Here is a 15142-nt window from a genome sequence, read left to right as displayed (position 1 = left end):
CTGTCCGGCGGGTCGCACGTCGCACGTCGCACGCTTGTCACTGCCTCAAGGGTTCCAGTACGTCGGCAGAGAGGCGAGGAACAGTGCGTTGCCGCCGAGAAGAGCAGCCTGACTCGCAGCGGTCACCCAGCCCCGAAGCAGAAGGCCAAGCACTGTCGTTGCCGCGCATGCCCGCACGGTGAACTCCACGACGTCCTCCTGATAGGAGGCGCCGGTCGAGTCCATGGGGCCGGGGTAGCCCATCCAGTCGGCCGTCCAGATTCCGGGGAGGCTGAGTGGAACGACACCCGCACCGTGGCCGCCGCCCTGAGAACGGGCCAACTGGCCCGGGTCTGGCCGCTGCCGGCCGAGTTGTCCGCGAACTCCCCCGAGATTGTCCGTGATCGGTAACGGACGCATCCCGTGGCCGCCGCCCTTCGTCCTGCCAGGTGGTCGCAAAGTGACCGGGGATCGGCCAGGGACTGGGCGAAAGCGGGGCGGATATGGCACGGCACGGTGGTGGGCGGGGCTGGTACGGCAAGCTGGTCGGGGCGGCGCTCGGGGTGACGGTGCTCGCCACCGGTGCCTCGGTGTGGACGGCGCAGGCCAGCGCCGTGGGCGACTCGTCGCCAAAGGCGGCCGCGTCGGCCACGCCGGGCAGTGACGTCAAGCAGGTCGCGGTGACCATCGCGCACGCCTCGGACAAGGGGACGCGCGGCGTCAACATCACCATCGACGACGGCCCCGACCCTGTGTGGACCCCTCAAGTGCTGGACGTGCTGCGGGAGTACGGGGTGAAGGCCACGTTCTGCATGGTGGGGAGGCAGGCGCAGGCCCACCCGGACCTCGTGAAGAAGGTGGTCGCGGCCGGGCACCGGCTGTGCAACCACTCGGTGTCGCACGACACCACCATGGACAAGAAGTCCCAGGCCTACCAGTCGCAGCAGATACGCGACGCCGAACGCATGATCACCGAGGCGTCCGGAGGTGTACGGCCGATGTACTACCGGGCGCCCGGCGGGGCCTTCACCCCTCACAGCCGTACGCTCGCCGCTTCCCGGGGGATGCGCCCCCTGGGCTGGAACGTGGACACCAAGGACTTCGAACGACCGGGCACGGACGCCATCGTCGCCACCGTCGAGCGGGAGCTGCCCAATGGGCCGACGCTCCTCTTCCACGACGCGGGCGGCGACCGTTCCCAGACCGTCGAGGCCCTGCGCCGGATCCTCCCCTGGCTCAAGGAGCAGGGCTACTCCTGCGGCTTCCCGGTGCGTTGAGCGGCCCTGGTCGGTCCCGGCGTTCGAGATCTCAAGTACTGGGAACCCACGTCATGACCTGTCCGAGCCTGCGGACCGCCCACCTTGCCGGATGCGCTGTCGTGGCGTCGGCCTTCCTGCTGCGGGTGTCAGAGCCCCGCTGTGTTGCTGGGGAGCCAGGCGGTGTGTCGGCCGCGCAGCCGGTCTCGTTCTGCGGTTGTCGTGAGGACGACGTCTGCGCCGCCGTCGTAGGGGTGGTGGATGCGTCGAAGTTCCGTATCCGTGAAGAACGCTTCGACGACCGCCTCGTCCGCGACGGCGCGTAGCAGTTCATCGACGCAGCCGCGTTCCCACGGGCGTCGGGTTGCGTACAGGCGTGTGTAGGCGGGGAACTCCGGGTCGGGATCGTCCTGCTCCGACTCGGTCCACCAGAGGATGCCGTGGGCATGCAGTTTCTGTCGTATCTCGTGGGTCGGGTGGCCGGCGGGCCCGGTCGGCGTGTGCGACCAGTCCATGGTCACCACGAACACATCTGTGCCCGCGAACAGTTCGTCGAGAATCGTGTTGTACCGGTCCAGCAGGATCGCGTACTCGTCCTCGGACTCCGGGTAGCGCTTCGATTCGGGGAGGCTGTGGAAGCGCACCCACCGGTCGCAGTACCTACTGCGGAACGTGTGGGCGATGGGCGGACCCGACGGCCGCCGTTCCTGCCACAGCCCCGCCAGCAGTTCGGGGGTGACGCCAGCGCTCACCCCTCCGCCTTCGCGACACCGATCGGGCAGCTGACGCCGGTCCCTACGAGAGTGTATCTATGTGACCCATGGCGACCACGAAGCAGGCAGCGATCTACTGCCGGATCAGCCAGGACCGAGGCGGGGCCGGACTCGGAGTTGCCCGTCAGGAAGAGGACTGTCGGGCGCTGTGCGTCCGCATGGGCTGGGATGTCGTCTCCATCCACACGGACAACGACGTGAGCGCCTACTCGGGAGCCCCCCGCCCTGCCTGGCAGGAGCTGTTGGCGGAGGTGCGCCGAGGCGAGATCGACGCGATCACCGTGTGGCATGTGGACAGGCTGACACGCTCCCCACGTGAGTTGGAAGACGTCATCGACCTCGCGGACCGACACGGCATCGACTTGGCCACGGTGAGCGGTGAAATCGATCTCGCAACGCCGACCGGTCGCATGGTCGCTCGGATGCTCGGTGCCGCTGCCCGCCACGAGGCGGAGCACAAGGCCGAGCGCCAGACGCGGCAGCGCCGCCAGGCAGCCGAGGCGGGACGGATAGCCGGGGGCGGGAAGCGTCCCTTTGGCTACGAAGACGATCGGCTGACCATCCGCGAGAGCGAAGCCAAAGTGATCCGGGAGGGTGTCCGGCGCGTGCTCGCGAACGAGAGTCTGGCCAGCATCAGCCGTGACTGGCATACACGCGGCATCGTCAGTCCCGCGGGCAAGCCGTGGAAGGCACATGGCTTGCGCCGCCTGTTGGCCTCTGCCCGGATCAGCGGCCGTCGTGAGCACACGCCGCGCGACTCGTGGGAGGGAACGAGGCCGCTGCTTGGAGAGATCGTGGCGGACGCCGTGTGGCCCGCGATTGTGAGCCATGAGGACTCGGACCGGGTGCGAAGGATCCTGGCCGACTCCACCCGCCGGGAGAGGGTGGAGGGGACGACACGGCGTAGCTATCTGCTCTCCGGTGTGCTGCGATGCGGGAAGCCGAAGGCGGACGGCAAGGCTTGCGGGTGGCGGATGAACGGCCGTCCACGGAGCGGGGTTCCGCGTTATGTGTGCCCCAACACTCCAGGCACGGACGCGTGCGCGGGCACCGCGACCAATGCAGAGCGAACTGATGAGCATGTTCGGGACATGGTGCTGGCGGCGCTGGAGTCGCCTGCGTTTGTAGAGCGGCTGCGCAGTCAGGACGACGGCGGCCGCGAGCTGTACGACGAGATCCGGACCGATGAGGAAGAACTAGAAGAGCTGGCCAGGGACATGGGCGAGCGACGCATCAGCCGCAAGGAGTGGATGATTGCGCGCCTCCCGATCGAGGAACGATTGGAGCGCAATCGGGGGAAGCTCGCGAAGGTGTCCCGTGCCGCCGTACTTATGGGGTTCGTCGGCGCCTTCGAGGACATGCAGGCGCGTTGGAAGCACATGAACAACTCCCAGCGACGAGCGATCATTACGGCTTGTGTGCGGTCGATCGAGGTACGCCCGGCGAATCCGCGTAAGCGATGGGATCCGGACCGGTTCGTATTCGACTGGATCGCGTGACCCCGTGGCCGAGAGCGGGTTGCTCCGTCGGGGCGATGAGATTGAAGACCCGAGCCACGCGTTCGATGACGGCCAGGTCTTCAATCACAGGCGGCAGACCCTGACGGGCACGGGACGCGGCAACTCTCCTTCTCAGCTCATCCGGCACCAATAGCGCCCCCGGCGGGTTGTGACGTCGCCTCGCGTGCAGCCTCCCGATTGGCCGCCTGGTCTTGAGCGATCCCGGCCGCAATGAGGGCGGCACCCGAGGTGTGGCCGGAGCCGATGTAGCGCCAGTGGGCGTCCGTTGCAGTGCCGAGAACGTCCAGCGATTGGTGGTGCCCCTGGTGCTCTGCGCGTTCGGCGCGCAAGGTGGCGTAGGTGGTGGAGTAGGCGCGGGATTTGGTGAGGATGTGGCCGCGGTAGCCGAGGCTGTGAGCCCAGGCACGTAGCCGCAGGTGTTCGAACTCCGGCAGTCCGCCAAGACGCCAGCAGGCACGCATCAGAGACCGCAGGTGCGGGGAGACCGGAGCGGTCTCGATGTCGTCGGCGGAGGTGAGCCGGTAGTCGGTGCCGGCGGCTGTGTCGGCCGCTCCTTTGGTGACGTACTTGGCCACGTACGCGGCGACGGCGTCATCCGCCAGCCCTTCGCCTTCGCCGAAGGCGCGCAGTGGTCGGGCGTCGAGCTGCGCTCCCCAGCGCAAGGCATGTTCGCCGATGGCCGCGCTATGGGGACTGCGGAGCTCGACGCCCTGAGCGGCGGTGTGTACGGCAGCAGTGAGCGCGTCGGTAGTTGCCCAGGGCGGGGGCGGGGTGTTGGGGCCGGCGGGCCCATCCAGCCGCACGACGGCGTGCACGTGGATGGCCGCACGGCGTTGGTACTCGGCGACCTTCGCGAAGGAGAGCCGGGCATGCTCGGGGAACCGCGTCTGGACGATCCCGGCAGTCGAGGCCAGCGCCCGGCGCACACTGCGGGCGAAGCGTGCCCACAGTTCGCCTGTGTGGGCGTGCCACAGGACGTGGCCCGGGTAGTCGTAGCAGTCGGGGCAAAGCGGCTGACCGACGAGCGGATCGGTATCAGCATGTCGGGCAGCGCAGCCGGTAGGCCGTCCGTGTTCGCAGTGCCCGGCATTGCGGCGGGGGCGGCAGCGCTCCGTGCCGGGGGTGGTGTGGTGGACGGGGCCGAAGCCGGGGGCGGTGAGGGTGACGAAGAGCCGGGGATGGGCGCGTACATCGTCGGGCACTGTCTTGCCGCCGACGAGTCCGGCGCGCACCAGGTGGAAGGTGTCTCCGGCATGGAGGCGGGAGCAGGGCGGGCATACGGTGCCACGCCGGTTACGGCACCGGACCAGGAGGCGTTCGCCCGGTTCCCCAGTCGTGTCGTAGTGGTGCAGGATCTCGCCGCTGTAGGTGTCGCGGACGGTGGTTGCCCCGGTGAGGTGGATCGGGTGAGCGCAGCCGCCGGTTGCGGTGATCTGTTCCAGCCAGCGGGCGAACTGCGGGTCTTGGGCGAGGCGGATGGCGTCTCGGTCGACGTCGGTGAGCTGACGCAGACGCGCCGCGCGGTCGAGCACGGCGCGTCTGTCAGCCGAGGTGATCTCGGCGGTGATGGTGGGGACCTCCCTGGGTGGGCCGCCGAAGCGGCGCGGACGGATGGTGGGTGGGTTGCGTCCATGTCGATCACTCCCTGTATGTCGGTGAGTTGGCTGATCGGTCAGCGGATGGTTCCGGTGCCCCGGCAGCAACGGCAGCGCCGCCGGTGTCCGGTGCGGGTCCTGCGGTAGCGCTCGCCCTTGCAGACGGGGCAGCGCACGCGGCGCATCGGCATACGGCTCCCTGTCAGGTGTGGGTGAAGCCGGAGAGGATCCAGGTCACGAGGCCATCCACGGTGAAGATGACCGGGGTCTGTCCGAGGTAGAGACCGAACAGGCCGACCATGACGGCCTCCCACGCCTTCACATCGCGGGAGCGGACCAGCAGGACGGTGGTGATCCCGAAGATGACCGCGAAGGGAATCGAAGCTGCCTCACTCACGCCTGCTCACCTCCACCCGAGACCTTCAACGCACGGTCCAGGCCCGGTAGTTCGGGCGTCATTCCGGCAAAGGCCGAGGCGGTCTTGCGGGCCTCCTCGATCGTGGTCAGGTGAGAGCGGGCCCGGTCCCAACCCCCTTCCGTCCCGGTGCACACGGCCACACCCTTCTCGTTCGGGGTGATGGACTGCGCGACGGCCACGGCGTCCTTGTTCAGGTCGCCCAGGGTCATCTCCGCGGTGCCGGGATCGTTGACGCGGTGGCAGATCCGGCCGCCGAGCTGAGCACGTAGCGCGGTCACTCCCGGCCCGAGGTCGGAGCCGACGCGCTGCCCGGCGACCACGAGATGCACGCCGAGCGCCGCGCCGAGCTGCCCGAGCCGCAGGAGGTAGGTGGAGCACTGCTCCGCCTCTGCCTTACCCTCCCGGGTGCCGTCCGTCAGGTAGAGCTCCGCCAGCTCATCGACAATGACCACGACCGGCACCGGACGCACACTGTGGGGCAGTTCCCAGATGGAGCGGGCCCCAGCCGCACGGCAGATCCGCATACGGTCCTGTATCTCGACCACGAGCGCACCGAGCACGGCAACCGCCTCACGCCGGCTGGTGGTGAGCACGGTCAGGCGCTCGCCGAACAGACCGAGTTCCATGCCGCCCTTGCAGTCGATACCGACCAGCGCCACCGGCTGCGGGGCGAGTTGGCACACCAGCCGAGCCAGCAGGGTCGACTTGCCCGACTGAGTCGCACCGGTGATCAGCCAGTGCGGAACCTGCCGCAGGTCCATCACCCACGCCCCGCCCGACTCCAGCGCCCCGATCAGCGCACAGAGCAGTTCAGCAGGAGCGGACGCGAGGCCGGGCCGCTCCAGCGGATCCCGAGCAGTCGCCGTGATCAGCACAGTTCCCCTCACAGGCGAGGTCACCCGCACCCCGTGCATACGCCAGGCGTGCATGAGCGCGTCCGCTGCTGCGATGAACGGCCCCGGCGTCTGACCCGGATGCAGCCGCACCACCAGGGACAGGCCGGTCTGTGTGGCGCGCGGGAAGGAGATGCGCGGGGCAATCGGGCGCAGCGGCTCGCCCCGTACCTCCAGATCCCCCAGCACCCGCCGGGAAGGCTTGCGGGCGAGGGCGAGGCCGTTGAACTGCGCGACCTTGCGCCAGGTGAACAGCACCCGCACCACGGCGACCGGGTATCCCGTCAGGTACCAGAACCACACCGGATGCCGCTCCCGCAGCGCCGAGCCGGCGACCAGTAACCATGCCAGGGCCGCGAGCGCGAATGCGAGCAGGATCGGTCCCATCACAGGCCACCCGCCTTACTGGCAGCAGCAGTTCCCGACCCGCCGCCAGCCGGTACGGGCGTGATGGCAGCGGCGCGGAAGCTGATGCCGTGCCGGTCGCCCATGGCCCAGGCGAACGCCTCCAGCCCAGTGACCCTTACTTCCGTGCCCTCCGTGATGCCCTTCGGCTCCCCGGTCACCGAGATTTCGATCACCGATACGCGGCGGCCGTCCTGCCGGACCGTGACGGCCACGGTGTAGATCGTGTTGCCGTCCCGGTCCTTCTTCACCTCCTTCGTCTCGAAGTTGCTGACCTTCGCTTCCGGCCCGACAGCGCACCGCAGTACGCCGAGCCGGGATGTGTCCACAGGTATGGACTGCATGGGTAGTTGGCCTCCCTTGGCCATCCAGACGCCAGAGTTGACCTGACGTCACTCGTACTGACGAGTGCCAACCATGCATGGCTTGACGTGAGAACGCAAGCACTTATGCTGACGAGTGACGTAATACGACGGGCGCCAGCCGCCCCACTCATCCCGCGTCCACGAGCGGAGGCCACACACATGGCAGGCATCGAGCGCCCCGGACCGCTGTACCAGCAGGTCGCCGCCGCCATCCGGCAAGGCATCGCGGACGGCGAATTCCCACCCGGCAGCCCGCTCCCCTCCGAAGCCCAGCTCATCGACCGCTACGAAGTCAGCCGCCCTACCGTGCGCAACGCCATCGCGGCACTGCGGTCCGAAGGACTCATTGAGGTGCGCCACGGCAAGGGCAGCTTCGTGAAGGGCGCGCCGACGCCGCCGCTCACCATCGAGCGCACGATCACCCGCACCGGCAAGACCTATGCGGCCGACCACGCCCCGTGGGAGCAGGCACACGAGCCGACCCTCTACCGGACCGTGACCACCGAAACAACCGGCCCGCTGCTCGAACTCACCGAAGGAGAAGCCCTCTTCGGCGTCGACCGCGTACTGATCGACCCGGCCAGCAAAGCCCGCGCACTGCACCGCGTGCTGATCCCCTTCACCACCGCCGACGACGTGCCGCAGCTCGCCGAGGCCCCCGACGCTCCGGTGGAGGAGATCTACGCGACCCTCACGGCCGCCGGACACAAACTCACCTGGTCCGAGACAGTGCGTGCCCGCATGCCCCAGGCCGACGAACGCAGCGCCCTGGAACTCCCCGACGCCACACCGGTCATCCACGCCATGCGCGTCACCCACGGCACCGACCTTCGACCCCTGATCCTCGAAGAACTCCGCACCAGCGGCAACCAGGCCCAACTCACCTACCGCATTACCGCCGACAGCCCCCGCACACTCCGCGCCGTCCGCACCTGACAACGCCGGATCGGTCCAAACCTTCTTCACTTACTCAAGGCGGCTCGCTCCGCTCGCCGCGCGCTCCCCGGCTCACCGCCGGGGACGACGCTCCTGTCTCCGCCCCGCTCCGTCCCCGGCTACGCCGGTCGCGCGGCTAGAGCGAGCACCATGGTGGGGAGAAACCCGCTGTGGCTGGGGCGGTCGGCTCCACGGCTTTAGCCACCTCCCCGGTTCGGGTCCCGCGTCGAGCAAGACCAGGGGGCCACTCGTTCAAATTCCGGGCAGGATCACAGCCTGCCCGAGTTGCCGGCCAGCGTACGGCCCCCTGATCATGCTCGACCCCAAACCGGGCAGGACACCGGCCAAACCCGCTCCACCGCCCTTGGTCGATGTTCTCACCCGTTTGCGCTCACCATTTAAGTTGGCGGCGTCGGCCGATCACTTGGATCTTCACCGAGCTGTGTGATGAGCTCGCTCGCGAGCGCTTGAAGTTGGGCTCTGTCGGCCTCGCGAACCCGGGCGCCCTCCAAGGTGACCTCCTGACCTCTTCGACCAGTGACATGCAGCTTGATATCGCTGGTTTGATGGCGAAGCCAGGAGATTATGACGGTGCTTGCCGCTGTCAGTACCCCAGGTCCGAGGATGATCGCAAGGGCCTCCGGCAGGGCGCCCCGGAGCACTCCATCGTTGTAATCAACTCTACGAACGCTGTCTCGCAGATCCTCGCGATCGGCAAGTGCACTGCTCAGGCTTTCCCATGCATCTAGGTGTTTCGTGTATGGGGCGGCGTCTTGCAGAACGACGCGTATTTTCAGCTGCTCCATGGGCATGGGTGGCTCCTCTGGAAATCCTGCCGTTGGACCCCAACTCTGCGAGTTAGTGGTTGGACGCGCACACCAAGAAGCCCATTAGGAGGACTCGTCATCGCGCGAGCACCACCGACGGCCGAAGCCATCGACCCATATGACCGCTCCGGACCAGCTCACATCACGGAGCGCCCTCCACGGGGCCGTCTCGGGGCCGTGGAAGGGCGCTCAACGATGACCAACGCTGACAACTGCCGACAACTCAGCAGCAGGTCACAGCGTTGATTAATAACGTGGCCGCAGGTCGGGAACCCGGCGTGTCACTTCTTCGGCTACTGATCGCACCCAGCGGCGCTTGACTCGCCCATTAAGACTCCACCGACCTCTGCCCGTTGCGGTGGTTGTCGACGTTGAGCCACCCGCTAGGACAAGCGCTTGACGTCCGCGAGAGCTTCTTCAGCGCGCTGTTTGAGCATACGAGCCATCTCGCGCTGGTCCTGGACCGTCTCAGCCACCTCAGTGGCGTCCATATCCGTACGAGTCACCTGGCGAGCCATGAGCAGGTAATAACTGCCCACGGAAGATAGGTGTGCGGCAAGCCGCTCATCGCGCACTGCGGGTTCCAACTCGCTGAGCCGACGGTTGGCCTGCTCGCCGCCAGCAGCGTCGAACCATGCTCGGTCCCTGTACGCAAAGGTGGCTTGGGAGGCAGTGTGGATCACCTTGAGGAGGCAGTCGGTAACTTCTGCCGGCGGGGCGGAACGGCGGCGCTTCTCGATCCTGTGCTGATTCCACGCGGCCCAGATTCCCGCAGGACCGCCAATCGCACCGACGATGCCGCCAGTCGCGCTAAGCCAGTCCGTTGCGTCCGACACCATGCCCCCCGGCAGAAGGTTCGTGCCCCTGGCGTGCCCGATGCAACGGGAAGCCACGGGGAATCACAGGGACTAACAGCGCTTTGGATATGGCACCGCCCCTGACCATTTTCCCTGGTCAGGGGCCGTTCACCTGCGGTGGGTGTGGGATTTGAACCCACGGTGACATCGCTGCCACGACGGTTTTCAAGATCGCCGAGGGGGTTGACTCGCCCATTGAGACTCCACCGCCTACTCCTCGGTGAAGCTTGCCTGCCCCTCGCCCATCCTCAGAAAGAGGTACTCGGTCGACCGCTCGCGCCCGATCTTGTCTTTCTTCTTGACGACCTGCACCACGAAGGAGACCGTCATGCCCAATTCCAAGTGCATGCCAATCAAGCTTTCGGGTTCTACGCGCACCTCATAAGCCGTCGACCTGCGACTCACGCCGGTTTTAACCTTGACCAAACCCGACTCGCGGAGTTCCGTGATGCGCCCCGTAACTACAGTCCTGGATTTGTGCATCTCAAGGTTTCGCAGGCTACGCACGTAGCCCTTCCCTCGACCGGAAAGAGACGAGGAGCGCACTGCTCCGTCTAGGCTCCGCCAGCGCACTTCCATAGACAGGTCGAATTTATCCAGGGCTTCCACTACACCGTCAAGACCTGGCACCATGCGTTCCCACTGCCGAACGTCACGTTCATTCTCGGCTGCGTCTACGAGCTTCAGCAGATCTCGTATGGCAGGGTCGGCGACTGACGCGTCGACATGCGAAAACTCTCCCTGTCCATCCATTTCGACGATATCTGGCACCCGTGGACGGACATGCAGCACGGTACTCCCCTGAGAAAGACCCGTCAGTTCCAGCTCAATATCCTTTCGAGCCGCAGCACTGACACCATCCCTCAGCGGTTTCAGGAGTGCATCCCCAATTCTAAAATCTAGTGCACCCCTATCTGCCGCATCTCCCTTGAGACGAACGGTCAGCTCCTCGTCCAGGCTTGCGGTCGGGTCATAGTGTCGCGCGGCCTCAAGCCAGAAGCGCCGTAGTTCCTCGTCATAACTGTCGCTGTCCTGGTGGTCGTCATCCAGGTCAGCGAAGAAATGGCGGTTGGCCTGCCGGTTCCGCTCAAGGGCACGCTGCCTCCAGCTCGTGCTCATAGCGTCACCTCCACGTAGCCTCGCCGTGGCGCCACTGTCTCAAGCGTTGGCTCTGTCTTGTCTACCCCATCGGGCCGACAACGCTGCCACCAGTCGTCCCACGCTCCTCGCTCCCGAAGGTACGCCTGATCGTCCGGCTCTAGCAGCTCGGCACGGAAGACAGAGACGACAGGTCGATACCCAACCCGTAGCGGAGACACTCCAAGCTCGGCGAGCCTTGCGTTGCGGTTGAAGGCCGAACTCAGCCACCGGGTGCCGGCCAACCCCTTCATGGAAGCAACGGCCCCCTCGTCGATCAGCACCGTGAGATCGACGTTCTGAGGGTTCAGTTTTGTGCTGACGTAGCTGCCACCCAGCCAAACGGCATGGACGAGTGCCTGATCACCGATGACGCCCCCGTGACGTTCCTCAAGTTCAAAGAAGCGACTGAGGTAGGTCTCCAACCCGGCCCAGAGTTGCTCGCGCGTTTCCGAACCGCTGAACCGCTCGTCTGTAACAAGCAGTCGCTCGGCACCGTCAGGGTCCAGTCTGTACCTACCTGGCGGCAGAAAGCCGCGATCGCCCCACTCCGGAACCATGTACCCCCCTAGGTGCATAGGTGTCCCGGAGCATGATCCTCCGATACGACACGATCCGGCAAGGGTTCGTCACATGGAGTAGCGGCACGTGCTCCTATTCGAGGCGGCTCAGGAGACGCGTGAACCTTGCTCCTGCACAGGGAAGCTATCGGCCGTGCCCGATCCGTGCCCGACGAGACGGGGAACCACGGTCAACAGCGGATGCTGGACCAGGCCTTCGGGCTTCAGTCCAGCACCCGTTGCACCTGGTCAGGAGGCAGATCGGGCCGCCGAAGCGCGGCGATTCCCAAGCTCAGAGCGCGGGTTCGATTCCCGTCACCCGCTCCACGGAGAAGCCCCAGGCCAGCGGCGGCTTACCCTTCTCCCCCACGAACTGCAGTCCGTCCGACCCCTTCTTGGCGTACCAGTCGAGATGCCGCCAAAGGTCCGTGCGGAGAGAGGCCGGCAGGACAACGAGCCGCTTGCCTGCTTCCGACTTGGTGTCGCCAGGCGCGCGACGGCCGGTCGTCAGCTCGGGCGCGGCCCTGCGTATGCGAACGGTCATCGCATCCAGGTCTACGTCCTTGCAACGCAGCTCGGCCTGTTCCTCCGGCCGCATCGGTCAACTCAGCAGCGAGCAAACGCACTTGCTCCCGCCGGGCCCTCGCCTGCGGCTCGTTATTAGGCCTTGTCGGCCAACCGGCAACTGCGACTCCTCACCATACGGCTGGAGATCACCCCGAACGGACACCGAGACGAGCGAACTCTTCGTCGTCAGCTGCCGGACCACCATCGCAGTCGACGGAGCCACGTTCGAAGTCTGCCCACGTGACGCGTGAATGCTGCGCTAGGCCGAGCAGACTCGCTTTGACCAATCTGACGAACCAGCTCCTGCACGGCCGCGTCATAGGCTGGATCGGCGTAGTAGGAGCTGTGTGCCAGCAGCGGTGCCACAGGTCTGCCGTCGACGGCGACGATCCGGTGCGGGTCGCGCAACTGGATCTCCGGACCCACGGCGCGGTACCAAACATCAGCGCCCTGCCCGGTGCAACCCGGGTCGGGCGTATGAGGAATCCCATCGATGTCGGTCCACCCCTCGTCCAGTTCGGGGCGCACACGTCCCGCGGCGGGGTAAGCAAGGACGGGGCCACCGATGTAGTCGGACCAGCGGTGCAGATTGAGCCAGCGCCGGTTCAGGTGTGTGTTGTACATGTCTCGCAGCAGCGGCTGTCCCAAGTACGCGGGGAACAGGCGAGCGTAGGCCCACATCAACTGCGAACCATGCGTCAGCAGAGCGACTCTGGAGATTTGCGTCGGCTTGTTGGACCTTCTCGGTTCCCCTGCTTGCTCAGGCGTTGCGGCGGCGACTTGGAGTACGGCGGCCACGCAGATGACGCTGCCCTGGCTGTGTCCGGACAGCACGACCTTCCCGCCGTCGGCGGTCTTGTCCTGGACCCGCTTGGTCAGCGCCAATACCGATCGACCGCCGTACGGGGGTGGCACGATCGGGTGTGCCAGACGCGGCCAGAATGCCAGCAGGTCCCACACCACGCCGACTGTGCGCCGCCACTGAGGACTGCGGAAGGCTCTCATGCCAACGAACACGAGGCCGGCCGCCAGCCCGGTCAGTGCCCAAACCCCAACGTCATCGGCCAGCCCAAAGAACTTCACGCCGAGCCAGACGCGGTCGTAGAACGCATCCTGGACTCGCTCGAATCCCTCGTCCTGCCCCGGCAGCAGCGCGTTCCCGGCGAGGGATCCCTGGCCCAGCGAAAAGATGAAGCCGAGGAGGGACAAGCACCCCAGGACGGCGGGCAGCCGGTACTTCAGGGAAGCCCGGCGCCAGGATTTAGCGATCCTCGACACGGTGCGTTCGGGGAGATCTTGTGCGGGGACGTCTAGGTAGTCCGTCCGGACCCTGATTTTGAGTGAGCGGCCTAGCCCGTGGACGACATACCGGAAGGCCAGGTAGAACCCGCACAGCACGGCGACCACCACCAGGCCCGCCCATAGGAGCGCGGTGACATGGAAAACGTCGGGAAGGACGAGCAAGAACTTGTCTTTCGGTGGATCCTCCTTCGGCTGAACGAGATGGCCCAGCAGCCGAGCCGTCTGGATAGCGAACCCGGCGGTGAATCCGGTAGCCAGAAGGACCGCGAAACTCGCGAGTGCGGGGCATGCCATACCGCCCCACATCGGCCGGAACGGCTTCGGCAGACCGTCGGCCCGCAGCACGGGGCGCAGCACCAGCGTCATCACCAGCAGCAGAATCAGTAGCACCGCGGTGGCTGCATACAAGACGTTGAAGACCCACTCAAAGCCGTTCAGATTTACAGGTTCATCGCCGGTGGCCTGGGAGGAGTAATGCGGGCCGAAGAAGACGGCAATAACAATCCCAGCGAGCAACACGCCCCACGCGATCCAGCGAAGCACTCGGCATGTGCGCGGGACCTGAATGGCGTCCTTGCCCGTGGGATCGAACTTGAGCTCATCGCCCTTGGGGTGGTACCCCGCTGCCGTTAAGGCAACACAGAGCAGTCCGATCAGCGCGGCGGCGCCGAACACAGCGTAGAGCGCCTCGTCTGCCCAACTGTCGCCGCCGCATAGCCCGGCAACCGGCTCGACCAACGCATAGGCGACGAGGATCGCGAGCAGGGCAACCGATCCTGTCGTGTGAAAGAGCCGCAGCATGGGGGCACGCGGAGAGGTGGCCCAAAACTCCTTGTGGGCGAGGCCTCCCACACCGTCGCGCCACTCCTCAGGCCGTTGCACTGAATCGGCTGGCTGATCCTCCGTCGGCGGCACCTGGGTCGGCGGGTACAGGTAGACCTGGCGGCCGAACTGGACCATTAGCGCAATCAGTGCGACCGGCGCGGCGACCGCAAGCAGCAGCCGAAGCGCCCAACTCGTGGGCTGCTTGTCCGAGAGTGGCAGCCAGCCGTTGTCGGCGATGCATCGCGTGCTGTTGCCGCACTGCCAGGCGACGAGATCGAGCGCGACGAACGCGACCGCCGCCGTAAGCATCAGTGTCAGCGCGAGTCCGAGCAGCCGCAGCGCCACGTCGGCCGTCACCCGCGCCCAGCGCCTTCGTTCCTTAGCCTCTTCTCCCGGGTCCTTTCTGACGGCCATGGGGAGGGTATAGCGAGCAAGATTCACCAGCCCGAATGGCGCGAGCAGCAGCCACAGTGCCTTGGACACTGACCCCGACGTCATGTTCCCCCAGTGGAATGCCTCTCTCACCGGCGGTTCGGGCGGCGGCGTGGAGCGCCGCAGAAACCGTGCGGTGTCGTCGCCGTCGACCTGTCTCAGGTCGGTGACCTGGAGCAGAGCCTCCGCCGGTGTTCCGCTGACGCCGTGCACGCGAATTTCCACCGCATCTGACATAGCGCCAGGATCGGGGACCGCTCCAACTCGTGCCATACGAAGAACGTCCGATGCGCGTGGGCCAGCAGGGGGACCGCTCTGACGAAGTACCGAACCCTCGGCGGCCGCTGAACCTGCCTTTCCGCGTCCTAACACGCTGAAAAATCAGTCGAGCCCATCACAACACGTCGTTGGAATGCTCGGCCCCGTACTTTTGGGCCACCAGGCCCGGGATCAGAACGATCAAGCGCCAGATGTGCGGCCGCGCCTCATTCGCCG

14 protein-coding genes, 1 tRNA gene and 1 pseudogene are annotated in these 15142 nt (G+C 66.4%); 3 read left to right on the top strand and 13 right to left on the bottom strand.

Features of this window, described 5'->3' with window-relative positions:
* Positions 1-45: 45 nt before the first annotated feature.
* The gene (locus ACH4YL_RS26665; RefSeq protein ID WP_398509962.1) at positions 46-225 is read right to left on the bottom strand and encodes a hypothetical protein; all 180 of its coding nucleotides are present in this window, start codon (positions 223-225) and stop codon (positions 46-48) included.
* 257 nt (positions 226-482) lie between these two features.
* Between ACH4YL_RS26665 and ACH4YL_RS26660 the strand changes: the two genes are divergently transcribed.
* Positions 483-1256 carry a polysaccharide deacetylase family protein gene (locus tag ACH4YL_RS26660; RefSeq protein WP_398509961.1) on the top strand — a complete coding sequence of 258 codons (774 nt, stop codon included), beginning with the start codon at positions 483-485 and terminating at the stop codon, positions 1254-1256.
* 128 nt (positions 1257-1384) lie between these two features.
* Here the strand turns inward: ACH4YL_RS26660 and ACH4YL_RS26655 are convergent, their stop codons facing one another.
* Positions 1385-1987, bottom strand: a complete 603-nt coding sequence (locus ACH4YL_RS26655) for a hypothetical protein (RefSeq protein ID WP_398509960.1) — start codon at positions 1985-1987, stop codon at positions 1385-1387.
* Positions 1988-2055: 68 nt separating this feature from the next.
* Here ACH4YL_RS26655 and ACH4YL_RS26650 point away from each other — a divergent pair, with 68 nt between their 5' ends.
* Positions 2056-3507, top strand: a complete 1452-nt coding sequence (locus ACH4YL_RS26650) for a recombinase family protein (RefSeq protein WP_398509959.1) — start codon at positions 2056-2058, stop codon at positions 3505-3507.
* Between the two features lie 137 nt (positions 3508-3644).
* On the opposite strand, the gene ACH4YL_RS26645 is transcribed toward ACH4YL_RS26650, so the two are convergent.
* The 4 genes from ACH4YL_RS26645 to ACH4YL_RS26630 all read right to left on the bottom strand — a co-directional run bounded on the left by ACH4YL_RS26645 (position 3645) and on the right by ACH4YL_RS26630 (position 7183).
* On the bottom strand, positions 3645-5060 hold the full coding sequence (locus ACH4YL_RS26645; protein WP_398509958.1) for a replication initiator: 1416 nt from the start codon (positions 5058-5060) through the stop codon (positions 3645-3647).
* 265 nt (positions 5061-5325) lie between these two features.
* Entirely contained in the window at positions 5326-5520 is a 195-nt protein-coding gene (locus tag ACH4YL_RS26640) for a hypothetical protein (RefSeq protein WP_398509957.1), read from the bottom strand.
* Entirely contained in the window at positions 5517-6821 is a 1305-nt protein-coding gene (locus tag ACH4YL_RS26635) for an FtsK/SpoIIIE domain-containing protein (protein WP_398509956.1), read from the bottom strand. Before ACH4YL_RS26635 ends, ACH4YL_RS26640 begins: the two co-directional genes overlap by 4 nt.
* Entirely contained in the window at positions 6821-7183 is a 363-nt protein-coding gene (locus ACH4YL_RS26630; protein WP_398509955.1) for a hypothetical protein, read from the bottom strand. The genes ACH4YL_RS26635 and ACH4YL_RS26630 overlap by 1 nt, the downstream gene beginning before the upstream one ends.
* 180 nt (positions 7184-7363) lie before the next feature.
* Between ACH4YL_RS26630 and ACH4YL_RS26625 the strand changes: the two genes are divergently transcribed.
* A complete protein-coding gene (locus tag ACH4YL_RS26625; protein WP_398509954.1) occupies positions 7364-8140 on the top strand; it encodes a GntR family transcriptional regulator in 777 nt (258 codons plus the stop codon).
* 398 nt (positions 8141-8538) lie between these two features.
* Here the strand turns inward: ACH4YL_RS26625 and ACH4YL_RS26620 are convergent, their stop codons facing one another.
* The 7 genes and pseudogenes from ACH4YL_RS26620 to ACH4YL_RS26590 form a co-directional block, all read right to left on the bottom strand.
* Positions 8539-8952: a hypothetical protein gene (locus ACH4YL_RS26620; RefSeq protein ID WP_398509953.1), complete on the bottom strand. Its 414-nt coding sequence runs from the start codon at positions 8950-8952 to the stop codon at positions 8539-8541.
* Positions 8953-9350: 398 nt separating this feature from the next.
* A complete protein-coding gene (locus ACH4YL_RS26615) occupies positions 9351-9806 on the bottom strand; it encodes a hypothetical protein (protein ID WP_398509952.1) in 456 nt (151 codons plus the stop codon).
* A 131-nt stretch (positions 9807-9937) separates the two neighbouring features.
* Positions 9938-10034: transfer RNA gene (locus tag ACH4YL_RS26610), tRNA-Ser, on the bottom strand.
* Positions 10035-10943 (bottom strand): hypothetical protein, encoded by a 909-nt coding sequence (locus ACH4YL_RS26605; protein ID WP_398509951.1) that lies wholly within the window; start codon positions 10941-10943, stop codon positions 10035-10037.
* On the bottom strand, positions 10940-11521 hold the full coding sequence (locus ACH4YL_RS26600) for a DUF6932 family protein (protein ID WP_398509950.1): 582 nt from the start codon (positions 11519-11521) through the stop codon (positions 10940-10942). The genes ACH4YL_RS26605 and ACH4YL_RS26600 overlap by 4 nt, the downstream gene beginning before the upstream one ends.
* 349 nt (positions 11522-11870) lie before the next feature.
* A pseudogene (locus ACH4YL_RS26595) lies at positions 11871-12122 on the bottom strand (site-specific integrase); the annotation flags it as partial.
* Between the two features lie 152 nt (positions 12123-12274).
* On the bottom strand, positions 12275-14884 hold the full coding sequence (locus ACH4YL_RS26590) for a hypothetical protein (RefSeq protein WP_398509949.1): 2610 nt from the start codon (positions 14882-14884) through the stop codon (positions 12275-12277).
* Positions 14885-15142 lie beyond the last annotated feature (258 nt).

The sequence above is a fragment of the Streptomyces sp. NPDC020681 genome (genome assembly GCF_044334895.1).
In the GTDB taxonomy this organism is placed as follows: Bacteria; Actinomycetota; Actinomycetes; order Streptomycetales; family Streptomycetaceae; genus Streptomyces.
This window is presented reverse-complemented; position numbering and strand designations above follow the sequence as displayed.